The sequence below is a fragment of the Streptomyces dioscori genome (assembly GCF_003024195.1).
GTDB lineage: Bacteria > Actinomycetota > Actinomycetes > Streptomycetales > Streptomycetaceae > Streptomyces > Streptomyces dioscori.
The window spans coordinates 172,702-196,803 of sequence record NZ_KZ679047.1; the positions used below are offsets into that span (position 1 = coordinate 172,702).

General features: G+C 71.0%; 16 protein-coding genes and 2 pseudogenes. 3 read left to right on the forward strand and 15 right to left on the reverse strand.

The genetic code is table 11. From position 1 onward, the window contains the following. Positions 1-7 precede the first annotated feature (7 nt). The 9 genes and pseudogenes from C6Y14_RS25065 to C6Y14_RS25105 all read right to left on the reverse strand — a co-directional run bounded on the left by C6Y14_RS25065 (position 8) and on the right by C6Y14_RS25105 (position 9,580). Positions 8-505 (reverse strand): hypothetical protein, encoded by a 498-nt coding sequence (locus tag C6Y14_RS25065; protein WP_107019075.1) that lies wholly within the window; start codon positions 503-505, stop codon positions 8-10. A 99-nt stretch (positions 506-604) separates the two neighbouring features. Then, the gene (locus C6Y14_RS25070) at positions 605-3,859 is read right to left on the reverse strand and encodes an ATP-binding protein (protein ID WP_225891260.1); all 3,255 of its coding nucleotides are present in this window, start codon (positions 3,857-3,859) and stop codon (positions 605-607) included. Between the two features lie 125 nt (positions 3,860-3,984). Next, the gene (locus tag C6Y14_RS25075) at positions 3,985-4,410 is read right to left on the reverse strand and encodes an ACT domain-containing protein (protein ID WP_107019076.1); all 426 of its coding nucleotides are present in this window, start codon (positions 4,408-4,410) and stop codon (positions 3,985-3,987) included. Between the two features lie 9 nt (positions 4,411-4,419). Beyond that, a pseudogene (locus C6Y14_RS45145) lies at positions 4,420-4,839 on the reverse strand (CGNR zinc finger domain-containing protein); the annotation flags it as partial. Positions 4,840-5,058: 219 nt separating this feature from the next. Then, positions 5,059-5,301 carry a DUF397 domain-containing protein gene (locus C6Y14_RS25085; protein WP_107019077.1) on the reverse strand — a complete coding sequence of 81 codons (243 nt, stop codon included), beginning with the start codon at positions 5,299-5,301 and terminating at the stop codon, positions 5,059-5,061. 82 nt (positions 5,302-5,383) lie between these two features. Beyond that, on the reverse strand, positions 5,384-6,622 hold the full coding sequence (locus C6Y14_RS25090) for a thiolase domain-containing protein (RefSeq protein ID WP_225891261.1): 1,239 nt from the start codon (positions 6,620-6,622) through the stop codon (positions 5,384-5,386). Then, a complete protein-coding gene (locus tag C6Y14_RS25095; protein WP_107019079.1) occupies positions 6,619-7,695 on the reverse strand; it encodes a thiolase domain-containing protein in 1,077 nt (358 codons plus the stop codon). The genes C6Y14_RS25090 and C6Y14_RS25095 overlap by 4 nt, the downstream gene beginning before the upstream one ends. After that, positions 7,696-8,640, reverse strand: a complete 945-nt coding sequence (locus C6Y14_RS25100; protein WP_107019080.1) for a Zn-ribbon domain-containing OB-fold protein — start codon at positions 8,638-8,640, stop codon at positions 7,696-7,698. 139 nt (positions 8,641-8,779) lie between these two features. Beyond that, on the reverse strand, positions 8,780-9,580 hold the full coding sequence (locus C6Y14_RS25105) for a crotonase/enoyl-CoA hydratase family protein (protein WP_107019081.1): 801 nt from the start codon (positions 9,578-9,580) through the stop codon (positions 8,780-8,782). Between the two features lie 189 nt (positions 9,581-9,769). On the opposite strand from C6Y14_RS25105, the gene C6Y14_RS25110 reads away from it, so the two are divergent. After that, positions 9,770-11,398: an acyl-CoA synthetase gene (locus tag C6Y14_RS25110; protein WP_107019082.1), complete on the forward strand. Its 1,629-nt coding sequence runs from the start codon at positions 9,770-9,772 to the stop codon at positions 11,396-11,398. A gap of 36 nt (positions 11,399-11,434) precedes the next feature. On the opposite strand, the gene C6Y14_RS25115 is transcribed toward C6Y14_RS25110, so the two are convergent. Next, positions 11,435-11,914, reverse strand: coding sequence for a hypothetical protein (locus C6Y14_RS25115; protein ID WP_159074308.1), 480 nt, complete (start codon positions 11,912-11,914; stop codon positions 11,435-11,437). A gap of 194 nt (positions 11,915-12,108) precedes the next feature. Between C6Y14_RS25115 and paaK the strand changes: the two genes are divergently transcribed. After that, on the forward strand, positions 12,109-13,404 hold the full coding sequence (gene paaK / locus C6Y14_RS25120; protein ID WP_107019084.1) for a phenylacetate--CoA ligase PaaK: 1,296 nt from the start codon (positions 12,109-12,111) through the stop codon (positions 13,402-13,404). A 59-nt stretch (positions 13,405-13,463) separates the two neighbouring features. Here paaK and C6Y14_RS25125 read toward each other — a convergent pair whose 3' ends face one another. From C6Y14_RS25125 to C6Y14_RS25140, 4 genes are all read right to left on the reverse strand, one after another. Further along, positions 13,464-15,371 carry a sulfatase gene (locus C6Y14_RS25125; protein ID WP_318658066.1) on the reverse strand — a complete coding sequence of 636 codons (1,908 nt, stop codon included), beginning with the start codon at positions 15,369-15,371 and terminating at the stop codon, positions 13,464-13,466. 169 nt (positions 15,372-15,540) lie between these two features. After that, positions 15,541-17,124, reverse strand: a complete 1,584-nt coding sequence (locus C6Y14_RS25130) for an acyl-CoA synthetase (RefSeq protein WP_107019086.1) — start codon at positions 17,122-17,124, stop codon at positions 15,541-15,543. A gap of 268 nt (positions 17,125-17,392) precedes the next feature. Further along, positions 17,393-18,988: an acyl-CoA synthetase gene (locus C6Y14_RS25135; RefSeq protein ID WP_107019087.1), complete on the reverse strand. Its 1,596-nt coding sequence runs from the start codon at positions 18,986-18,988 to the stop codon at positions 17,393-17,395. After that, positions 18,985-20,094, reverse strand: a complete 1,110-nt coding sequence (locus C6Y14_RS25140; protein ID WP_107019088.1) for an NAD(P)H-dependent flavin oxidoreductase — start codon at positions 20,092-20,094, stop codon at positions 18,985-18,987. The genes C6Y14_RS25135 and C6Y14_RS25140 overlap by 4 nt, the downstream gene beginning before the upstream one ends. A gap of 189 nt (positions 20,095-20,283) precedes the next feature. On the opposite strand from C6Y14_RS25140, the pseudogene C6Y14_RS25145 reads away from it, so the two are divergent. Beyond that, positions 20,284-22,089, forward strand: a pseudogene (locus C6Y14_RS25145) (serine hydrolase). A 106-nt stretch (positions 22,090-22,195) separates the two neighbouring features. Here C6Y14_RS25145 and C6Y14_RS25150 read toward each other — a convergent pair. Then, on the reverse strand, positions 22,196-23,758 hold the full coding sequence (locus C6Y14_RS25150; RefSeq protein WP_107019089.1) for a phytoene desaturase family protein: 1,563 nt from the start codon (positions 23,756-23,758) through the stop codon (positions 22,196-22,198). Between the last annotated feature and the right edge of the window lie 344 nt (positions 23,759-24,102).

The window sequence follows — 24,102 nt, forward strand, 5'->3', positions numbered from 1 at the left end:
AGAAGGTTCAGCCCTGCTGGAACAGCTCCGCGGGCAGCGGCTTCAGCAGCGCGTACAGGTCGTCGGTGATGGGGCGGTCCCAGGCGGCGATCGTCACGAGGACCTTGTCGCTGCGGTCGAACTGCACACAGGAGATCCGCGTCTCGGAGAGCTTCAGGCGGCGCACGATGAGGAGGTTGTCACCCTGCATGACCGGCATGTCCTCGGCTCCGGTGACGACGACCTCTTCGTCGTTCTCCAGCGCCTGCAGCAGCTGGGCCACCTCGAACGGGACCTCTCCCTCGGCGACCTCCCGGGCCGGTGAGCCCTCCGGCAGATTGCCGATGATCATCGCCGGACCGCGGCCGCCGAACAGGTCGTAACGCAGGAACACACCCTGGCAGCTGCCATCGGGGGCGGGCAGCAGGCCCGCGCCGAGATTGCCCGGCCAGTCGCCCGGATCCATGGCCAGAACGTCGAAGTCTGGCCCGGCGGGAGTGGCGCTACGGCGGCGGAGGAAGGACATGCCGCAATGGTACGTGCATCGGAGGGCGTACGGCCGGGGGGTCGGCGGCCACGGACCCGGAGACGCACGGATCCCCGGGAGGGATCGCCGAGCGGCCCCCTATGCGCCGGGGCTCTCCCTCCTCGCCGTCCCCAGCGCCGCTCCGAGCCCCGTGCGCTCCGTTCCCACCTTCCGGTACACCGCCGACAGCAGCCGTACCACCGTCGTCTCCTCCGTGTGGAGCTGTTCGGCGATGGCCGCCGTGGTGAGGCCCCGCACGGCCAGTTCCGCGACCGCGCACTCCCGGGCGGTGAGCGTGTCCGTCTCCGCGCTGTGCAGGCGGCGGGGCCGCAGCCCGGCGGCCTGCAGTTCGTCGCGTGCCGCCTCGGCCAGTCCGTCGGCGCCGCACTGCACGGCCGCGTCGAGCCCCCGGTAGAGGTGCTCGGCGGCCTCTCCGGGACGGCTGCCGCGGCGCAGCTCGGCGCCGAGGGCGACCAGCGCGCAGGCCAGTTCGTACGCTGCCGGGGAGCGCTCCAGATGGTCGACGGCCTCCTCCAGGAGGTTGACGCGGGCCAGTCCCGAGGAGACGTCGGCCGCCGCGCGCAGCGCCTGGCCGACCGCCGACGGCGCTCCGTACAGCCGGGCCCGCCGCACCGCGTCGGCCGCCGTGGCCACGGCCCGTTCCGGGGCGTCGTGGCTCTCGGCGCGGGCCAGGTGCAGCTGCCACGGGCACCAGGCGGGGTTGCGCATGCCGCGCGGGTTGAGGCGGCGCCCGGCCGCGGCGAGTTCGGCGGCGGCGTCCTTCGCCAGGCCCCTGGCCAGCAGCAGCTCACCGTGCACGGTCTGGGAGTCGGGGAAGACCACGGCGGCGGGGAACGGCTCCTCGAAGGCGTGGTCCTCGGCGAGCTGCGTGGCCTCGGTGAGCCGGCCGCGGGCGAGGAGGACCTCGACGAGGATGCCGACCGCGTACCAGTGGGCCGGGGTGCCGGGGCCGACCCGCTCGGCGAGCCTGAGCCCCGCGCGGACGAAGTCCTCGGCCTCGGCGAGCCGGCCCCGGCGGAAGCGTACGTACGCCAGCAGGGTGTAGCCGAAGGAGAGGTGGGCGCCGTGCCAGCCCTGCCGTTCGAAGTCGGCGATCCCGGCGGCGAACAGTTCCTCGGTGCGCCCCGGCCGGTCGGCGTACATGAAAGTGAGGGCGACGAGGACGGGCACCTCGAATCCGCGGTCGGCCTCGGCCCAGCCGAAGCCGCCGGCCAGGGCGCGCTCCGCGTGGTGGACGGCGATGTGGGCGGGTTCGCCGCGCAGGGTGGCGTCCCAGGCGCGCAGGCCGATCACATAGCGTTCGGTGAGGTCGCGGCCGGTGAGGCGGTCGGCGAGCCGGGCCAGCCGGCGGGAGCGGGCCGGTGATTCGGGTTCGTCGGCGCGGAAGGCGTCCCACATGAACTGTTCCGACTGCATCCGCAGTCGTACGCGTACGTCCCCGGTCACCTTGATCTCGCGGGCGAGGGTGTCGGAGGCCTCGCCGAGCCGGTCGCTGTGGGCGAGGACCTGGGAGAGCCGGTAGACGATGTTGTGGCGCAGTCCGGGGTCGTCGATCGGCTCTTCGAGGGCGGCCCGCAGATGGTTGACGGTGGTCGCCGGTTCGGTGAGCAGGGAGGCGCAGCCGAGTTCGTAGAGGACGGCTGCGCGTTCCGCGAGGGGCGGGGGTTCCCGCAGGGCGCGGGCCAGGTGGCGGCGCGCGGCGTCGGGTGCTCCGGCGCGCAGGGTCTCGCGGGCGGCGGCCCGCAGTTGCTGGACGACCCAGGTGTCACCGTCGGGGTGGGTCTCCATGAGGTGGCGGGCGGCGGCGGACGGGCCGAGCCCCGCGTCGATGACGCACCAGGCGGCCTGTCCGTGCAGGGCGACCCGGAAGCTGCCGGGGATGGCCCGGTAGACGGCGGTGGCGATGAGCGGGTGGACGAATTCGAGAGGGCCCTCGCCCGTCCCGGCGCCGGTGAGGATACGGGCGTCGCGCAGGGCGTCCGCCGCGTCGGCCGCCTCCTCGGAGCCGAGGCCCGCCACGGCCGTGGCGAGCGTCGGGGAGATCTCGGTGCCGAGGAGGGCGCAGGCCCAGGCGAAGCGGACGGTGGAGGTGCCCAGGCGTTCGAGGCGGGCGACGAGGCCACTGCCCTTGACCGCGGCGGCCAGGTCGCGCAGCAGGTGCGCGCCGGGTTCGGTCGGGGTCAGGCCGCGGTCGCGTACCTTCGCGGTGAGTTCGACGGTCTCGAACGGGTTGCCCGCGGTGACGGCCCAGCACTCACGGCAGAACGCGTCGTCGGCCCGCGTGCCGAGGCTCTCGCGGACCAGGCGGGCGACGGCGTCGGCGCTCAGCGGTTCCAGGTCGAGGGGGCGCCCGCCCGCACGGCCGGGCAGACCTCTGAACGCCTCGGCGTGGTCCGGGAGTTCGTCGGGACGGTAGGCGACGACGAGGAGCAGGGGCAGTTGTTCGGCGCGGGGCGCGAACGCGGCGAGCCACTGCAGCGACTCGGGGTCGGCCCAGTGCGCGTCGTCGAGGACGAGCACCATCGGGGCCCGGCGCACGGCGAGATGGGTGAGGACCCAGTCGAGGCCGTCGCGCAGGCCCTGCTGGTCGGGCGGCGAGCCCTCCGTGGTAGCGCACAGGCCGAGCGCGGGTCCGACGATGGCGTACCAACTGCCCAGCGAGGTACGGAGTTCGGCCTCCGGGACGCCCGCGAGCTGGGGTTGGAGGAGTTGGCGTGCGACGTGGAAGGCGACGCGCTGTTCCTGGTCGCCGCCTCGTGCGGACAGGACCGTGCAGCCCATGGCCTCGGCGCGCCTGCGCACTTCGGCGAGGAGGCTCGTCTTGCCGATACCGGCCCGTCCGGCGAAGGCGAGCAGCCCGCCCCGGGGCCGGTCGGGCGGCTCGGCGCCGTCTCTGAGAGGGGCGGTGCTCCTGGGAGGGGTGGTGCTCCCGGGAGAGGTGGTGTTCCTGGGAGAGGTGGTGTCCCGTTGCGGCGCGGCGCCTTTTCGACGGGGCCACATGCCTTTGCGGTGCGGCTCGGCGCCTGGCCGGTGACGTTCGGTGCCTGGCCGGTGCGCCTCGGCGCCTTCGCGGTGCGGCTCGGTGCCGGGCCGGTGCGCTTCGGTGCCTTCGCGGTGACGTTCGGTGGCTTCGCGGTGCGGTTCATGAGCCGTTCGCTGCGGCTGAGGGGGCTCGGGGGTGTCCGGGTGAGCCCCGGTGGCGGTCGCACGGAGTCCGAGGGGGTCCGGGCCAAGTCCGTAGGTGCCCGTGCGCAGCCCGGTCACCTCGCCCAACGCCTCGTCCACCGCGGCGAGTTCCATCTCGCGCTCGAAGAGCGTTCCGCTGCTCCGCATGCCCTGCCGCCCCATGACGCACCCCCTGCCACGGTGGTGCGGCCGACGCGGGGAGACGGTGCGCACCGTGGCTTACAGGCACCTCAGCGTACGCCGGGGGCGAGTGCCACGGGCCGGTCCGGCCGTTACCGACCGGAGCGTTCGGCCAGCTGTTCCAGCAGGGTCACGGCCTCGGCGGCCCGCTCGTGCGGGACGAAGAGGTGGTCGTGGTGGAAGCCCGCGACGACGTTGCAGCTCAGACCCTCTGCGGCGAGTGCCTGGGCGACGGCGGCCGTGAGCCCGACGGCGTCCAGCGCCGAGTGGATGCGCAGAGTGATCCACCCGGCCACGTAGTCGTAGGTCAGACGTGCCCTGTCGGCGTCCTCCTGTTCGACGACGAGGGTGAGGCCCTCGTCCTCGACGACGGTGACGACGGGTGAGAGACCAGGGGGTGCCGTGCTGCCGGGGACGGCGGTGAAGACGTAGCGGCCGGGGTGCAGGGCGGGTTCCATACCGCTCAGCAGCCGACCGAGGTCACGTTCCGCGCCCGTTCCACCGCTCGCTCCGCTCATGCCAGGAGGTTATGCCGTTTTCTTGTGCCGCTCGTGGTGGCGGGCGACACGGGCACGGTTTCCGTACGAGGGTTCGCACCACTCCTGGCGCGGGTGGTCCTTGAGGAAGTAGCGCACACAGCGCGGTGCGTGGCAGGCGCGCAACCGCTGCCGGTCGGTGCTCGCGAGAAAGGCGATGGCGGCGCGGGCAAGGGTCGGCGCGAGGGTCGACCCGTCATATGCGGGCCCCTGACCTGCGGAGGGGTCTTGGCGTACGAACGGTTCCTGCCGCCGCATTGATTCGTGCCGTACGAGCGGTTCCTGCCGTACGAGCAGTTCCTGGCGTACGAACGGTTCCTGGCGTACGACGGGTTCGGCGCCCTCGGTCCACGACAGCACCTGGACGGTCGGAACCTGGGCGGCCCGTGCGTTGAGCCGTTCGACGGCGTCCCGTGGGTGTTCATGGGAATCTCGCCTCCGGAACGTCTTCTTCCGCTTCCTGTGGCCGGCCTCGCTCAGGCAGGACCCCAGGAAGGGGTCGAAGATCGCGTGTCCGGAAAAAGGGACGGGAAACTCCCCCTCCTCAGCCGGCGACCGGAGCTCACACCGGGCCGATTCCCTCAGGGGGTCGACTCGTGAGTCAGGTCGGATCCCGGCCGAGGCCGGATCTCAGGTGAGGTCGAACTCCCCCTCCCGCGCCCCCGACACGAACGCGCCCCACTCCGCGGGCGTGAAGATCAAGGACGGGCTTTCCGGGCGGCCGCTGTTGCGCATCGCGATGAAACCCTCGACAAAGGCGATCTGGACATCCCCCCGCCCACGGCTGCTCGAATGCCAGTCGGCGCTGCTGAGGTCAAGCTCCGGCTTGTCCCAGCCCGCGAGCGGGTGCTGCTGGATGGTGCTCTCGGCCACGTCCGTGCTCCTCCCGGTTCGTCGTCCGCGGCCAGCCTAGCTTTCGGCACCTGCCGCGCACAGGCCACGTAAGAAGGACAGTTCAGGAGGTGGGCGGCTCGGCTCCGACCAGCCACATCGAGAAGAACTGGGAGCCGCCGCCGTAGGCGTGCCCGAGGACCCGGCGGGCGCCGTCGACCTGGTGTTCTCCGGCCTGGCCACGCACCTGGAGTGCGGCTTCGGCGAAGCGGATCATCCCGGAGGCCCCGATGGGGTTGGTGGAGAGCACCCCGCCCGACATGTTCACCGGAAGGTCGCCGTCCAGTTCCGTGACCCCGGACTCGGTGAGCTTCCAGCCCTCGCCCTCGTCGGCGAAGCCCAGATTCTCCAGCCACATCGGCTCGTACCAGGAGAACGGGACGTACATCTCGACCGCGTCGATGTCCCGGCGGGGGTCCGCGATGCCCGCCTGCCGGTACACGTCGGCCGCGCAGTCCTTGCCGGCCTGTGGCGAGACGAAGTCCTTGCCCGCGAAGAGCGTCGGTTCGCTGCGCATCGCACCGCCGTGCATCCAGGCGGCCGGCCGCGGCGAACGGGCCGCGCCCGCCCGGTCGGTGAGGACCATCGCGCAGGCGCCGTCGGAGGACGGGCAGGTCTCCGAGTAGCGGATCGGGTCCCAGAGCATCGGCGAGGCCTGGACCTTCTCCAGCGTGATGTCGTGCTCGTGCAGATGCGCGTACGGGTTCTTGAGCGCGTTGCGGCGGTCCTTGTACGCGACCAGGGAGCCGACCGTGTCGGGCGCGCCGGTGCGCCGCATGTAGGCGCGCACGTGCGGGGCGAAGAAACCGCCCGCTCCGGCGAGCAGGGGTTGCTGGAAGGGGATCGGCAGGGACAGGCCCCACATGGCGTTCGACTCGGACTGCTTCTCGTAGGCGAGGGTCAGTACGGTGCCGTGGACGCGGCCCGCGATCAGGTTCGTGGCGACGAGCGCGGTCGAACCGCCGACGGAGCCCGCGGTGTGGACGCGCAGCATGGGTTTGCCGACCGCGCCGAGGGCGTCGGCGAGGTACAGCTCGGGCATCATGACGCCCTCGAAGAAGTCGGGCGCCTTGCCGATGACGACGGCGTCGATGTCGGCCCAGGTCAACTCGGCGTCTTCGAGCGCCCGTCGGGCTGCCTCGCGGACGAGTCCCGCGATCGACACGTCCCGTCGGGCCGCCACGTGCTTGGTCTGGCCGATCCCGACGACGGCCACGGGCTCCTTGCCCGTCGCGGGGGTCGTTGCCTGACTCGACGCCGGGCTCGATGCCCGACTCGACGCCGGGCGGGTTGCGGGGCTCATCGCGGGTCTCCTTCCAGTACGGCGACCAGGTTCTGTTGCAGGCAGGGACCCGAAGTGGCGTGTGCCAGCGCCCGGTCGGAGTCACCGCGCCCGATCCGGGCGGCGGCCTCGCCGATCCGGATGAGCCCCGCGGCCATGATGGGATTGGCGGCGAGCGCTCCCCCGGACGGATTGACGTCGACACCTTCACCCAGCCGCAGGGCTTTGCGCAGCACCACTTCCTGGGAGGTGAAAGGCGCGTGCAACTCAGCGGTGTCCACCGGCCGTTCGAAGGCACCCGCCCGTTCCGCCGCCAGCCGCGCGGAGGGTGAGTCGGTCAGATCGCGTACCCCCAGGCCGTGCGCCTCGATGCGGTGGTCGATGCCCCGTATCCAGGCGGGCCGCTCGCACAGTTCACGGGCCCGCTCCCCCGCTGCGAGGATCACGGCGGCGGCCCCGTCCCCGATGGGGGGACAGTCTCCGGTGCGCAGAGGGCGTACGGCGTGCTCGCCCCGTGGCACCGAACCCCGCAGCTGCGCATGGGAGTTGCCGGTGGCGGAGGCCCGGCTGCGAGTGGCGACGGCGGCGAGCGCCGGCTCGTCCGTGTCGCCCGCGTCGATGAGCGCCTGCGCCTGGAGGGCGGCCAGCGCGACGGAGTCGGGCCACAGGGGGGCCACGTAGTACGGATCGAGCTGTCGCGTCAGCACATCGCGTACGGAGCCGGGGGACGACTTGCCGTACGCGTACACCAGCGCGGTGTCCACGTCGCCGGTGAGGAGCTTCGTCCAGGCCTCGTACAGCGCCCACGCCCCGTCCATCTCCACATGCGACTCGGAGATCGGCGGCCAGGCGCCCACGCCGTCCAGGGCCATGGTGAAGGAGAAGGCCCGGCCCGCGAGATAGTCCGTGGAGCCGGAGCAGGTGAAGCCGATGTCGCTGGTCCTCAGCCCGGTCTGCGCCAGCACCCGGTGCAGGACCGGCATGAGCATCTCCACCTCGGAGAGCTCGTCGCTGGTGCGCCGGTGGTCGGTCTGCGCGAAGGCGACGACGGCGATGTCCCTGAGCGGGCGGGGGGCGGACCTCGGTGCGGGCATCTACAACAGCTCCTTGTACGTCTCGTAGTCCGCGTCGGGTTCGCCGGTGGGCCGGTAGTGGTCGGGATGGCCGCCCCCGTCCGACCACACCGGCTCGACCCGCAGCCCCATGCGCACCTGGTCGTAGGGGATGCCGCCGATCCGGCCGTGCAGGGCGAGGTCGGCGCCGTCGAGAGCGATGTGCGCGTAGACGTACGGCACCTCGATGTCGAGGTTCTTCGCCTTGATGTTGACGATGCAGTAGGTCGTCACTGTGCCGCGCGGACCCACTTCGACCCGTTCCGATGTGGCCACCCCACATGTGGGACACGCACCCCTCGGTGGGACGTACACCTTGCGGCACGACGGGCAGCGCTCCCCGACGACCCGCCGCTCGGCGAGCGCGTGGATGTAGGCGCTCTGGGCACGGCCCGGCGAGTACGTGTAGTCGAGCCGGGCGGGCGCGACGATGCCGGTCACCGGGTTCTCGAACCGCCCGTCACTGCCGGTGAGTTCGGCGATGCCGTCGTCGTGGGGCTCGAAGCAGGCGATGTCCGTGATGGCACCGGAGCGTTCACCTGCCCAGCGGACCCGGACGCGCATACCGGTGTGCACGGAGTCGGGCCCGCCGGGGGCGTCGAGAGCGTGCAGCAGCCCGGTGTCGGCCCCGTCGAGACGTACCAGCACCCAGGCGAAGGGCCGGTCCAGCGGCTGCCCCCGACGGGACTCATGATTCCAGGCCCAGGTGGTGACGGTCCCGGTCCCGGCGACCTCGACGAGCTCGCTCAGCTCTTCGGAGGTGACGGGGTCGTACTCGACGGGCGGCACCAGCGTGCGCCCGTCGACGGTCCTCACCCCCAGGACGACCCGCTCACGCAGCCCGGTCAGAAACGCGCTCTGAACGGGCCCGAGGGACCGCGTAAAAGGAAACTCGACGACAAGCGGAGCTTTGAGCACTTCAGGCACGGCATCTCCTCACACACAGGGGGCTCTCGGCCCCTTCAGGGGCAGCACCCCGCCAGGGGTGGCGCCCGTCAGGGGCGCGGGGAACTGCGCGCCCAGCCACATCGGACCCGCAGCAACAGACCGTCCCGCTGACGGCACGTCACTCCCGCCGATAGACCGGAGGTCGCCGCTCGGCGAAGGCCCGAGCCCCTTCCTTCGCATCGGCGGTGTCGAACACCGGCCACCCCCGCTTCAGCTCGGCAGCCAGCCCCTCCGGCTCGCTCATCTCGGCGGTCTCGTACACGGACGCCTTCACCGCCTCGACGGCGAGCGGCCCGCACGCGTTGACCTGCTCGGCAATACCGAGGGCCTTCTCCAGCGCGGTCCCGTCGGGCACGACATGCCCGATCAGCCCGATGCCGGCGGCCTCCCGCGCCGAGTACGGCCGCCCGGTCAGCAGCATCTCCAGCGCGTGCGTACGCGGGATCTGCCGCTGGAGCCGCACCGTCGAGCCCCCGATCGGAAACAGCCCGCGCCGCACCTCGAAGAGCCCGAACGTGGCGGACTCCCCCGCGACCCGGATGTCGGTCCCCTGGAGGATCTCGGTGCCGCCGGCCACACAGTGGCCCTCGACCGCGGCGATCACGGGTTTACGCGGCCGGTGATGACGCAGCATCGCCTTCCAGTGCAGATCGGGGTCGGCCGTCAGGCGCTCCCGGTGCTCCTGCCCCTCCATCCCCTTGCCCGCGAGGGCCTTGAGGTCCATGCCCGCGCAGAACGCGCCGCCCGCGCCGGTCAGGACGATCGAGCGGATGGCGTCGTCCTCGTCGGCCTCGACCCAGCCGTCGTACAGGCCGACCAGCATCGGCAGCGAGAGCGCGTTCTTGGCCTCGGGCCTGTTGAGCGTGAGCACCAGTGTGGCGCCTTCGCGCTGCACGGTGAGGTGTTCCGTCCCACCCATAGCCGTCCTCCCGTCTCAGGAACGAGAACAGGTTGCAGGAGGCGCCGAAGCAGTTCAAGGGTTTTCTGACAGGCAGTCAGATTTCTTCTGCGCGGACCCTTCACAGTTGAGGCGGGCTTTGCTCTGATGACCGGCGAAGCGATGACGCACGTCGAAGTCCGTCGATGCTTGCCGGGGTCTGGAGGAGCGGTGGAGTACAACCTTGCCGACCTGTTCGAGTCGGTGGTCGACGTGGTCCCCGACCGTGAGGCACTGGTCCACATCGACCATCCCGGTACGGGGGCCGAGCGCCGCCGCACCTACGCGGAGCTGGACGCGGCGGCCAACCGCATCGCCCACCAGCTGATCGACAGCGGCATCCGCCCCGGTGAGCACCTCGGACTGCACCTCTACAACGGCATCGAGTACCTGCAGACCGTCCTCGGGTGCCTGAAGGCGCGGATCGTACCGGTCAACGTCAACTACCGGTACGTCGAGGAGGAGTTGATCTACCTCTACCGGGACGCCGACCTGGTCGCGCTGGTCTTCGACGCGGAGTTCACCGAGCGGGTGGCCGCGGCCCTGCCGCGCACCCCGGCGCTGCGCCTCCTCATGCGGGTGGGGGTTCCGGCCCTGGACGCACCCCCGCTGCCGGCCCTGGACTTCACCGCCGCCGAGGCCACCGGGTCCCCCGGGCGGGGCTTCCCGCCACGGTCGGCCGACGACCAGTTCATCATCTACACCGGCGGCACGACCGGAATGCCGAAGGGGGTGATGTGGCGTCAGGAGGACCTGTTCTTCTCGGGGTTGGGCGGCGGCGCTCCGACCGGTGACCCGGTGAAGAAGCCGGAGGAGCTGGCCGAGCGGGTCGCGGCCGGCGGCGACGGGATCACCTTCTTCCCCACGGCTCCACTGATGCACGGCACCTCGACCCTCACCGCCTTCATCGGCTTCCACTTCGGTCAACGCATCGTGATCCACAGCAAGTTCGTGCCCGACCAGGTGCTGCGGACCATCGAGAAGGAGAAGGTGACGAGCGTGTCGCTGGTCGGCGACGCGATGCTCCGGCCACTGATCGACGCGCTGAACGGATCGATGAAGGGCACCGACTGCTCCTCCCTGTTCAGCGTCTCCTCGTCCGGCGCGATCATGTCGGAGACGGTGCGCGCCCAGTTCCAGACCCTCGTGCCGAACGTGATGCTGCTCAACAACTTCGGCTCCTCGGAGTCCGGCTTCAACGGCACGGCGACCGCCGACTCGGGCCCAGGGCGCGGCTTCCGCATCCAGGTCAACTCCCGTACGCGGGTGGTGGACCCGGCGACGTACGAACCGGTCGCCGTCGGCGAGCCCGGACGCATCGCGCAGCGCGGACACGTGCCTCTCGGCTACTACAACGACCCGAGGAAGACCGCCGAGACCTTCTTCGAGAAGGACGGCGAGCGCTGGGTGCTGCTCGGCGACATGGCGACCGTGGACGAGGAGGGCATCGTCACCGTGCTGGGCCGCGGCTCGCAGTGCATCAACACCGGTGGCGAGAAGGTGTATCCGGAGGAGGTCGAACAGGCGCTCAAGTCGCACCCCGATGTGTACGACGCGCTGGTGGCAGGAGTGCCCGACGAGACGTGGGGCAACCATGTGGCGGCCGTGGTGCAACTGCGGGAAGGCGGGGGCCGGCCCTCCCTGGACGAGATCCAGACCCACTGCCGTACCCATCTGGCGGGTTACAAGATCCCGCGGCAGCTGGTGATCACCGACTCCATCCAGCGGTCCCCGAGCGGCAAGGCGGACTACCGGTGGGCACGATCGGTGGCCGCGGAGGCGGCGGAGACGCCCCGCTGAAAGACCGGTTCACGCGCTGAAGGGCCGGCAGTCGGTTCATGTATCGAAGGGCCGGTAGTGGACGAGGGCGCGGCCGTCACCCTCGTCCCGTACCGTCACCTCCACCGCCACGGCACCCCCTTCGGCGTACGGGTCCAGGGTCAGGGTCCCGCAGCGGTCGGCATCCTCCTGGACACAGCCCGTACGCAACTCCAGGCCGGGATACACCTCGCCCAGCCAGGCGCCGAGGCCGGTTCGGGCGATACGGAACCGGATGTCGTACAGCGTGTCGATGCCGTGGTGCATGACGCAGGCCGCGTCCTTCGCTCCGGACGGCAGCCGCACCTGGTCAGCGAACCGCAACGCCTCCCGGCACGGCACCTTCACCCCGGCGGAGCGCGGGTCCCCGGTCCGCGCACCCTCGCCCTCGTCCAGCCCTGCGGAGGCCGTCGCCCACACCGCCCAGCCGAGACAGACCAGCGCCAGTGCGGCGACCAGCCCGCCCACCCCGGCGGCCCTTCCCCCAGTACGTGACACCCGCGCCCCTCCGTCCCCTGCTGCCGCACACCGGTCGTCCGTCCGTCCGCTCGGCAGGGAAGAGGGGTGATCGGCGGACCCGGTTCCCGCCGCACGCCTTGACGGCCGCCCGTACGGCTGGATTACTTGATCCGCAAAGGACACGACCGAATGATCGGTCGCCCGAAATGGTCCAGAGGTGAGGGAGAAGGCCTGTGGCGGATGTGACGGACGTGCTGGACGCGGGCGAGCGGCTCGACGCCGACGGCCTGCGCGCGCTCCAGCTGGAGCGGCTGCGGACCACCCTGCGGCACGCGTACGAGAACGTGCCGTTCTATCGCGACTCCTTCGACAAGGCGGGGCTGCGGCCGGAGGACTGCCGCTCGCTCGCCGACCTGGCCCGCTTCCCCTTCACCACGAAGGCGGACCTGCGCGACAACTACCCGTACGGGATGTTCGCCGTGCCCAGGGACCGTGTTCGCCGCATCCATGCCTCCAGTGGCACGACGGGGCTCCCCACGGTCGTCGGCTACACGGAGAACGACCTCTCCATGTGGTCCGACATGGTGGCCCGTTCGATCCGCGCGGCGGGCGGCCGACCTGGAGACATCGCACATGTGGCCTACGGCTATGGCCTGTTCACAGGTGGGCTCGGCGCCCACTACGGCGCCGAACGGCTCGGCTGTACGGTCATTCCCGCGTCCGGCGGCATGACCGCGCGCCAGGTCCAGCTGATCCAGGACCTGAAGCCCGGGATCATCATGGTGACGCCCTCCTACATGCTGACGATTCTCGACGAGTTCGAGCGGCAGGGTGTGGATCCGCGCCACACCTCGCTCCGCGTGGGCATCTTCGGTGCCGAGCCGTGGACCGAGGAGATGCGCCAGGAGATCGAGGAGCGGTTCGCCATCGACGCGGTCGACATATACGGGCTGTCGGAGGTGATCGGTCCCGGGGTGGCCCAGGAGTGCGTGGAGACGAAGGACGGACTGCACATCTGGGAGGACCACTTCTACCCGGAGGTGGTCGATCCGCTGACGGGCGAGGTGCTGCCGGACGGCGAGGAGGGCGAGCTGGTGTTCACCTCCCTCACCAAGGAGGCCATGCCCGTGATCCGCTACCGGACCAGGGACCTGACCACGCTCATGCCGGGCACGGCCCGGGTCTTCCGCCGGATGCGGAAGATCACCGGCCGCAGCGACGACCTGGTCATCGTGCGCGGGGTGAACCTCTTCCCCACCCAGGTCGAGGAGATCGTCCTGCGCACCCCGGGCGTCGCCCCGCACTTCCAGTTGCGGCTGACCCGCGAGGGCCGCCTCGACTCGCTCACCGTCCGGGCCGAGGCGCGCGCGGGCGCCACCCCGGAGATCCGCGACGCGGCCGCGCGCTCCATCGCGGCGGCCGTGAAGGACGGTATCGGCGTCTCGGCGCGGGTCGAGATCGTCGAACCGGAGTCGCTGGAACGGTCGGTGGGCAAGATCAGGCGCATCGTGGACCTGCGCCCGCGATAGCCCCGCACCGAGTGGCATATGGGTCCGAACCATATGGGTCCGGACCATATGCGTGTGGGCTACGGGTGGGGCGTCGAGCCGTATGCCGTCAGGAAGCGGTCGCGGAAAGAGTCCATCCGCCAGACCGGGGCCGTGTCGTCGGGCTTGAGGCCCTCGGTCCAGTTCCAGTCGTCGATCTTGTCGAGTACGGACTTGTCGTGGGCGACGATCGACACGGGCACGTCCCGGTTGGCATGGTCGCCGCTCACCCTGGCCAGAGGCTGGTGGTCGCCCAGGAAGACCAGCACGGTGTTCTTGTCGCCGTACTTGACCACGTAGTCGATGAGGCTGGTCACGGAGTACTCGATGGACCTGCCGTACTCCTCCTTGACCTTGGTGGAGTCGTAGAAGACGTCCGATGCTTTCTTGCCGTCCTTCTGGATGTCCTTGTAGACCGAGCCGTCGCCGACCTCGTCCCAGGGGATCGTCTTGGGGATCGGCGCCCACGGCTGGTGGCTGGAGGTCAGGATGATCTCCGACATCAGCGGCTTGTCGCGCTTCTTGCCGTGCTCAAGGCGCTGGTAGGCGCTCAGGGCGTACTGGTCGGGCATGGTCGACCAGCTGAACTTGGGACCCCTGTAGCCGAGTTCCCGGGAGTCGTAGACGTTGTCGAGGCCGTAGAACGAACCCTCGGGCCAGTTCTTCTGGACACCCGGCATGATGCCCACGGTCCGCCAGTCCCCCGTGCGCTGGAAGGCGCCGGTGAGCGTCAGGTGGTCGCCCGCGGTGACGGTGCGGTAGCGGGCCTGGTTGCTGATCCACAGCCCGGACAGGAAGGTGGAGTGGCCGAGCCAGCTGCTGCCGCCGTACGTCGCCGAGGTGAGCCAGCCGCTCTTGGCCGCGTACCCGGCCTCGGTCAGCTCCGCCGTCTTGTCGTCGAGCACGGCGTCGACCCCGGGTGCCGTGACCGGGTCCTCGATGGCGCTGCGGCCGTAGCTCTCGATGAAGGCGAAGATGACGTCCTTGCCTCGCAGATCGGGGACGAGCTGGGCCGGCGGCGTCTTCGCGAACTTGTCCTTCTTGGCGATCTTGGCGAACTCCGCCTCGTCCTTGAGGGTCGCCTGGACCCGGTCCACGCGGTTCTGGACGGCCCCCGCGGTGCTGCGGGCCGCGAACTGCACCCCGGCGAACTGCACGCCGAGCGCCGAGCAGGCCACCCAGACCGTCCCGGCGACCAGCGTGGCACGGGTCGCACGGCCGCTCTGGCGGGCCAGCAGGTTGGCGAGCCGGACGACGGAGAGGGCCATCAGCGCGAACACGGCGATGACGAGCACGATGACCGCGACCACGACGGCGACCGCGCCGGTCCTGCCCATCGAGTCCTCAAGGTACGTCCGGGCGTCGTCGAACAGGACCCAGTCGAGTACGAGGTTGAAGCCGCGTCCGAGGAATTCGTTGAAGCCGAGGTCGAGGAGGTTCAGGACGGTCATCGCGCCCAGGCTCAGACCGGCGAGGACGGCCGTGATCAGCCGGAGTGTCTTCGGCAGGACCATGAGGACGGCCGCGCCGAAGATCGCCTCCACCGGCAGCCGGAGGAACACGGCAGGCCGGAAGCGGTCGGGCTCGTTCGGCATGAGCAGCGCGAAGAGCACCAGCAGGGCGGCGAGGGTGGTGATCGTGTACGTCACGGTCCGGGCTGCGCCGGGATGCTTGGCTCGCCGGCCGCGGGGGGTGGGGGGCGCCTCGACCGTCTTATCTGAGCCTCCGGAGGCGTCCTCGGCGCTGCTGGAGGCCTCATCGGCGGCGTCGGGGACGGCGGACGCATCCGCGTCGGCGGATATGTCCACGTCGGCGGGTTCGGTCTCGTCGGTGGCCGAGTCCGTCTGTTCGGCCTGCTCGGCCTGCTCGGCGGGCGTGGCCGCCCTCTCGGCGGGCGTCCCCGCCTTCTCGGTGGGCGTGCTGTCCGCCGGAGGCGCTGCCTCGGGCATCTCGGGTTCCTTCGGGGTTGTCCGGTCCAGGTCCGGCAACTGGTGAGAGTTCGTGGTGCTAGACAACCCGAAGGTCCTTCCGTGCGAAACCCTGTGGTGGCTGGGCGGACCAGGCTCGGGTGGTCGGACCGCCGTAACGTAAGTGGTACGGCCCACCGGCGGGTTCAGTTCAGTGGGGCGGGGGTTCGCCCGGCAAAGAATCGGTCACCGGAGGGTCAAGGTCACCGGTGTCACCGGTGAGCGCCACCGGGGAGCTCTCCCCGAACCGGTCCCGCAACTGCCGCTTGAGGATCTTCCCGCTCGCGTTGCGCGGCAGCTCGTCCACGAACACCACCCGCTTCGGCGCCTTGAAGTGGGCGAGCTTCTCGCGGGCGTGGGCGAGCAGTTCGTCCTCCGTGACCTCGCCGCGGCGTACGACGACCGCGGTGACGGCCTCGATCCACCGCTCGTCGGGCAGCCCGACCACCGCGGCCTCGGCCACCTCGGGGTGGGTGTAGAGCGCGTCCTCGACCTGCCGTGAAGCGACCAGTACGCCCCCGGAGTTGATGACGTCCTTGACCCGGTCGACGACCGTGAAGTACCCCTCGGCGTCCCGCACCACGAGATCACCGGAGTGGAACCAGCCGTCCCGGAAGGCCTCGGCGCTCTCCTCGGGCTTGTCCCAGTAGCCCTCGCAGAGCTGCGGCGACCGGTAGACGACCTCACCGGAGGTGCCGTCGGGCACGTCCTTGCCGTCCTCGTCGACCACCCGCGCGTCCACGAACAGCACCGGACGCCCGCAGGAGTCCAACCGCTTCTTCCTGTGCTCGTGCGGCCCGAGAACCATGGCCAGCGGACCGATCTCGCTCTGGCCGAAGCAGTTGTAGAAGGCCAGCTTCGGCAGCCGGGCCCGCAGCCGTTCCAGCACGGGCACCGGCATGATCGACGCCCCGTAGTACGCCTTGCGCAGTCCGCTCAGGTCGCGGGTCGCGAAGTCCGGGCGGTTCGACAGACCGATCCACACGGTGGGCGGCGCGAAGAGGCTGTCCGCCCGGCCGGCCTCGACCAGGTCGAACAGCTGGTCCCCGTCGGGGGCGTCGACGATGGTGTTGGAGGCGCCGACCGCGAGGTAGGGCAGCAGGAACACGTGCATCTGCGCCGAGTGGTAGAGCGGCAGCGAGTGCACGGGCAGATCGCCCGCGCTCAGGTCGAGGGCGGTGATCGCGCTCAGATACTCGTGCACCAGCGCGCGGTGGGTCAGCATCGCGCCCTTGGGCAGGGCCGTCGTGCCCGAGGTGTAGAGCAGCTGCACCAGGTCCTCGGTACGCGGCTCGGGGCCGTCGTAGGGAGGCGTCGACCTCAGCCGGGCGAGCAGCGAGTCCTCGGCGTCGCGCAGCGGCAGCACCCGCACGCCGTCGGGAAGCCGGTCCGCGAGGTCCGGGTCGGCCAGGACCAGTGTGCTGCCCGACTGGCCGACGATGTACGCGAGATCGTCGCCGGTGAGGTTCTGGTTCACCGGCACATGGACGAGTCCGGCGCGGGCGCAGGCCAGGAAGCCGATGAGGTACGCGTCGGAGTTGTGCCCGTAGGCGCCGACGCGGTCGCCCGGGGCGAGCTGCGAGGAGCGCAGTACCCCGGCCGCGCGGGAGACGGCCTCGTCGAGTTCGGCGTAGGTCCAGGTGCGTTCGCGGTAGGTGACCGCGACGCGGGCCGGGGTGCGCCGGGCGCTGCGACGCAGCACCCCGTCAACCGTGCTGCCGTGTCCAGGCGTCATGGGACTTGATCCTGGTTCCGTCCAGGTCGCAGGTCAAGCCGGGCGGCACGGGCTGCGGAACGGGCGGTGCGGACGGTTACTTGTGGCATGGGACCACATAGGGCCGAAGAACATGCTGGCCGGATCCACATGGATCCGGACCACACGGGCCCGACCCACACAGGTCCAACCCCCACAGGCCCGACCCACACAGGCTCGACCCACACAGGCTCGGACCACACAGGTCCGGACCACACGGGCTCGACCGGACCGCATCCGCGCCGAGGCCTCACACCGGTCGCGTACGCCCCTCCCAGTACGGGTCCCGAAGCCGTCGCTTGTACAGCTTCCCGTTCGGGTCGCGTGGCATCGTCTCGATGAAGTCGACGCTCCCGGGGCGCTTGTACCCGGCCAGTTGCTGGGCGCAGTGTTCGAGGATCCGCGCGGCCAGTGCCTCGCCCGGTTCGAAGCCGGGAGCGGGTTCGACGACCGCCTTCACCGCCTCGCCCCAGTCGTCGTGCGGGATCCCGAAGGCGGCCGCGTCGGCGACGGCGGGGTGGGTGAGCAGCGCGGCCTCGATCTCGGCGGGATAGATGTTGACCCCGCCCGAGATGATCATGTCGATCTTGCGGTCGCGGAGGAAGAGGTAGCCGTCCTCGTCGATGTACCCCAGGTCGCCGACGGTGAAGAAGTCCCCGATGCGGTTCTTCCTCGTCTTGGTCTCGTCCTTGTGGTACGAGAATCCGCCGGTGCTCATCTTCATGTAGACGGTGCCGAGTTCGCCGGGCGGCAGCCTGTTCCCGTCGTCGTCGAAGACGGCGAGTTCACTGATCGGCCAGGCCTTGCCGACCGTGCCTGGTTTCTTCAGCCAGTCCTCGGCGGTGGCGAAGGCCCCACCGCCCTCGCTCGCCGCGTAGTACTCCTCGACGCTGTGGCCCCACCACTCGATCATGGCCCGTTTCACATGGTCGGGGCAGGGGGCGGCGCCATGGATGGCGTGCCGCATGGACGACACGTCGTACGCCTCCCTGGTGTGTTGCGGCAACGCCAGCAGGCGGTGGAACTGGGTCGGCACCATATGGGTGTGGGTGCACTGCTGGGTGTCGATGAGCCGGAGCATCTCCTCGGGCGTCCACTTGTCCATCAGCACCAGCCGGTGCCCGATGTGCAGGGACGCGCCCGCGAACTGCAGAACCGCCGTGTGGTAGAGCGGCGAGCACACCAGATGCACGTTGCCGTCGAACGGCCTGATACCGAAGATGCCGAGGAAGCCGCCGAGGTACGTCTCCTCGGGGAGCTTGCCGGGCAGCGGGCGGCGGATGCCGCGGGGCCGACCCGTGGTGCCGGAGGTGTAGTTCATGACCCAGCCGAGCGTCCGGTCCGCGGGCACGGTCCCGGGCTGCCCGTCGAGCAGGTCACCGTACGGCCGGAACCCCTCGATCGCACCGGCCGTGCCAGCCACACCGCCTGCACCGCCTGCACCGACCGCACCGACCGCGTACCGCCGGTCCGCGGGGAGTTTCGCCTCGTCGGCCGCGTGGCGTGCCGCGTCGCCGAACCGCTCGTGCGCGATGAGCGCCTTGGCCCCGGAGTCGGCGACGATCCAGGCGATCTCGGGGCCGACCAGATGGTGGTTGACGGGCACGAGGTAGAAGCCGGCCTGGGAGGCGGCGAGGTGGACGGTGAGGAACTCGACGCTGTTGGGCAGCACGACGGCGAAGGAGTCGCCGCGTTCCAGCCCGGCGGCGCGCAGTCCGTGGACCAGGCGGTTGGCCTCGGCGTGCAGCCGTCCCGCGGTCCACTCCTCGCCGTCGGTCGCGACGAGCACGACGCGTTCGGGGTCGGCGGTGGCCTGGGACCAGAAACCGTTGGGGGGCTGGCTCACTCGTGGCTCCTTCCGGCGATGCGGTCGAGTCGGTCCACGGCCTCCTCGAAACCGCGGGTGAGGTCGTCGACGACCTCCTGGACGGGGCGTTCACTGTTCATGCGGCCGACGATCTGTCCGACGGGTGTGCCGAGCAGCGGTTCGACCTCGTGCTTCTGGATCCGCGAGAGCGCCTCGGCGACCAGGAGTCCCTGGAGGGGCATGGGCAGCGTGCCGGGTCCGTTCGGGTCGTCCCAGGCGTCGGTCCACTCGGTACGCAGCTGCCGTGCGGGTTTACCGGTCAGCGCGCGCGAGCGGACCGTGTCGCCGGACCCGGCGGCGAGGAGTTTCCGTGTCACGGCGCGCGAGTGCATGTCGGCCTCTGTGGTGGTCAGCCATATGGAGCCGAGCCACACACCCTGGGCACCGAGAGTGAGTGCGGCAGCCATCTGCTGTCCGCTGCCGATGCCCCCGGCGGCGAGCACCGGCAGGGGCGCGACGGCTTCGACGACCTCGGGGGTGAGCACCATGGAGCCGATCTCACCGGTGTGGCCGCCGCCCTCGTAGCCCTGGGCGACGACGATGTCGATGCCCGCCTCGGCGTGCTTGCGCGCGTGCCGGGCGCTGCCCGCGAGGGCTGCCACGAGTACGCCCTTCTCGTGGGCGCGCTCGATGACGTCGGCGGGCGGCGAACCGAGCGCGTTGGCCAGCAGCTTGATCGGGTAGTCGAAGGCGACGTCCAGCTGGGTGCGGGCGACCTGTTCCATCCAGCCGGTGATGCGCCAGCCGGAGGCCTCGCCCTCGTCGAGTTCGGGGACCGCGTACTTGGCCAGGGTGTCCCGGACGTACTGGCGGTGGCCCTCGGGGATCATCGCCTCGACGTCGGCCTCGGTGACGCCCTCGACCTTCTTGGCGGGCATGACGACATCCAGCCCGTACGGCATCGAGTCGACGTGTGCCTCGATCCAGTCGAGGTCCCGTTTGAGCTCGTCTGGGTCGGTGTAGCGGACCGCGCCGAGCACACCGAATCCACCGGCCCGGCTGATGGCAGCGGCGACGGCGGGGAACGGCGTGAAGCCGAAGAGGGCGTGCTCGACGCCGAGTTTCTTGCTCAGCTCCGTCTGCATGGGCGCAGGATGCCGCAGTCCTGTGGACGAGGGAAGACCTTTTCTGATGACCCGTCAGTTTTTTGGACCGTGGAGGAGTCGGGGCGCCACCGTTGACACCGCCCTCCTCTGACATAAAAGTTTCACCGGGCACAGTGCGGGCGGAAAGATACTTTCAGGCGGCGCGACGGCGTGACGGGAGGCTCTTCAATGGCATCGATGTCATCGGCGGGGGACAGAGCGGGTGGCGGGCCGACCCGTCGGCAAGTGGGGCGGGGCCTCACGGCGTTGGGAGGCGCACTGGTCCTGGCTCCCCTGCCCGCGGCGTCGGCGGCGCCCGGCCAGGCCAGGAGCGACGCGGCAGGCCACAAGCACCCGACCCTGCGCCGCGGCTCCGCCGAACGCGCCGGTCTGCTTCCCGCTCCGCTGCGCCGACTCGTCACCGACGCCGAGACGTTCCTCGCCCCCTCCCCCAAGTACCCCTGGTACGCGGGTGCCGTGCTGCTCGCGGGCCGCGGCGGTACCGTCGCCCTGCACGAGCCGATCGGCAAGGCGGTGCGTTACTCGGCGTACGACGAGAAGACCGACACCGCCGTGGAGTTCCCCCCGGAGCGGCAGATCGCGATGGCCGAGGACACGGTCTTCGACCTGGCCTCGGTGTCCAAACTGTTCACATCGATCCTCGCCGTGCAGCAGATCGAGCGCGGCACGCTGGAGCTGGAGGGCAAGGTCGCCTCGTACCTCCCCGACTTCGGCGGCGCGGGCAAGCAGGACATCACGATCCGCCAACTGCTCACCCACACCTCGGGGTTCCGTGCCTGGATCCCGCTCTACAGCGCGCCTGCGTACGAGGAGAAGCTCCAGCTCATCTGGAAGTAGGCGCCTCTGAACCCGCCGGGCACCAAGTACCTCTACTCGGACCTGAACCTGATCTCGCTGCAGCTGGTCCTGGAGAAGGTCACCGGTCGGGCCCTGGACGTCCTGCTCCGCACCGAGATCACCGCGCCGCTCGGTATGCACCGCACCCGCTACAACCCGCCGGCTTCCTGGCAGCCGCGCATCGCCGCCACCGAGGACGCCCGCAAGCCGTGGTCGGGGCTCGACCGGGGGCTCGTGTGGGGCGAGGTGCACGACGAGAACGCGTACAGCCTGGGTGGTGTCGCGGGGCACGCCGGTGTCTTCTCCACCGCGTGGGACCTCGCGGTCCTCGGCCGGACGCTGCTCAACGGCGGGGTGTACGGCAGGGCGCGCATCCTGGAGCCGGAGTCCGTGGACCTGATGTTCACCGACTTCAACACGGCCTTCCCCGGCGACGAGCACGGTCTCGGTTTCGAGCTCTACCAGCACTGGTACATGGGCGCGATGGCCACTCCGCGCACCGCGGGGCACACGGGTTTCACGGGGACCTCGCTCGTCCTCGACCCGACGACCGACTCGTTCCTGGTCCTGCTCGGCAACTCGGTGCATCCGGTGCGCAGTTGGCGCTCCGGTTCCGCTCCCCGGGTCGCCGCCGCCGACAACCTGGCCCGCGCTGTTCCGGTGCGGCCCGCGCGGGGGCGTACGGCCTGGTTCTCCGGCATGGCGACCGCTGCCTCCGCGACGCTGACGCTGCCCGCGCTTGACGTGGGCGCCGGCGGGCGGCTGCGGTGCGCGCTGTGGTGGGACACCGAGCCGCAGGCCGACGCGCTCTTCCTGGAGTCGTCGGAGGACGGTGGGGAGACGTGGCAGGCGGTGCCGTTCACGACCGTCCGCGCCGGGGAGGCGCCGGCCGGGCATCCCGCCGGGTCCGTGACCGGCTGGTCGGGCCGGGTGTGGCATCGGGTCGGCGCGGACCTTCCCGTTGCCGCGCGGCTCGTGCTGCGGTGGCGGTACGCGACGGATCGGCTGTATGTGGGGCGGGGCGCGTACGTGGACGCGCTGCGGGTCGGTGACGCCGGGGGTGTCCTGTTCGACGACGGCCGTCCGGCGGACTCCGCGCGCGTCGAGGCCGTGGGGTGGGTGGCGTCCTCGGACTGAGGGCCCGGCCCCACGACCTGCCACGCCCGCCGCTGGACCTGCCCTAGCGGATGCGACTGCGGATCGTGGAGGTCGCCCGCGCCGTTCCCCGCGCCCCTGGAAGCCCCTACGGGGCTTCCAGGAGGGCCATGGCGGCGTTGTGGCCGGGTACGCCGCTCACTCCTCCGCCCCGCACCGCGCCCGCGCCGCAGAGGAGGATGTTGGGGTGGGTGGTCTCTACGCCCCAGCGGCCGGTCTCCTCCTGGGTGTGGGGGAAAGCGAGGTCGCGGTGGAAGATGTTGCCGCCGGGGAGCCTGAGGTCGCGTTCCAGGTCGAGGGGGGTCCTGGCCTCGATGCACAGGCGGCCGTCCCCGTCGGTCGCCAGGCAGTCGACGATCGGTTCGACGAGGTGTGCGTCCAGTTGCGCGAGGGTCGACTTCAGCAGTTCGCGGCGTACGCCGTCGTTGTCCTCGGCGAAGAGCCGGGCCGGAGTGTGCAGCCCGAAGAGGGTGAGCGTGTGGTAGCCCTGCTGGACCAGGTCGGGCCCCAGGATCGTGGGGTCGGTCAGCGAGTGGCAGTAGATCTCGGAGGGCGGCGCCTCGGGCAGCACACCGGACGAGGCCTGCGCGTGGGCGGTCGCCAGTTGCTCGTACCCCTCGGCGATGTGGAAGGTCCCGGCGAACGCCTCGCGCGGGTCGACGGAGGTGTCGCGCAGCCGGGGCAGCCGCTTCAGCAGCATGTTGACCTTGAGCTGGGCGCCCTCGGCGGGGGTGGGAGGCTCGTCACCGGTCAGCCGTGCGAGTTCCTGCGGGGAGGCGTTGACGAGCACGTGCCGGGCGGCGACGGTTCCCTCGCCGTCCGCGGTCCGGTACGTGACCTCGGCGGCGCGTCCGTCGGTCTCCACCCGGAGCACCTCGTGGCCGGTGGCGAGGACCGCGCCGGCGTTGCGCGCGGCGGTGGCCAGCGCGTGGGTGAGGGCGCCCATGCCGCCGACCGGGACGTCCCAGGCTCCGGTGCCGCCGCCGATCACGTGGTACAGGAAGCAGCGGTTCTGCCGCAGGGTCGGGTCGTGGGCGTCGGCGAAGGTGCCGATGAGGGCGTCGGTGAGGACGACGCCTCGGACGAGGTCGTCGGCGAAGGTGTCCTCGACGGCGATCCCGAGCGGCTCCTCGAAGAGGATGCGCCAGGCGTCCTCGTCGTCGATGCGGCGGCGCAGTTCGTCGCGGGTGGGGAGCGGTTCGGTGAGGGTCGGGAAGACCTTCTTGGCGAGGCGGCCGGTCATGCCGTAGAAGCGCTGCCAGGCCTGGTACTCGGTGCCCGAGCCGGTGAGCTTGGCGAAGGCCTCCCGGGTGCGCCGCTCGCCGCCCCCGACGAGCAGTCCGGCGGGCCGGCCGCCGCGCTCGGTGGGGGTGTACGAGGACACGTTGCGGCCGCGGACCCGGAAGTCGAGGCCCAGGTCCCGGACGATCTTCCGGGGCAGCAGACTGACCAGATAGGAGTAGCGCGACAGCCGGGCGTCGACCCCGGCGAACGGCCGCGTCGACACGGCGGCGCCGCCGGTGTTCGCCAGCCGCTCCAGAACGAGCACGGACTTCCCCGCGCGGGCCAGGTAGGCGGCGGCCACCAGCCCGTTGTGCCCTCCGCCGACAATGACGACGTCGTGTTCCCGGTATCCCTCGTGAGCACCCATCCCCCTAGGTAACACGCAAAGATCCACACCGACCACCCCCACACGCACCCGGCGGCCCCCCATATGAACCTATTGGCAGCACAGGCAACAGCACGCCCACCCCCACCCCCTGAGGGGCGCGAGGAACGGCGCGACCAGCCACGGCCGGCCCGCACCCCGAAGAACGGCCCACCCCCGCCCCTCAGGGGCGCGGGGAACTGCGCGACCAGCCACGAAGAGCCCGCACCCACCGAACCCGCCCGGCCCCCACCCACCCAGGAGCGCGGGGAACTGCGCGACCAGCCCCCACCGGCCTGCACCCCAAGAACGACCGGGGGCCGAGGGGCGCAGCCCCCGTTCACCGA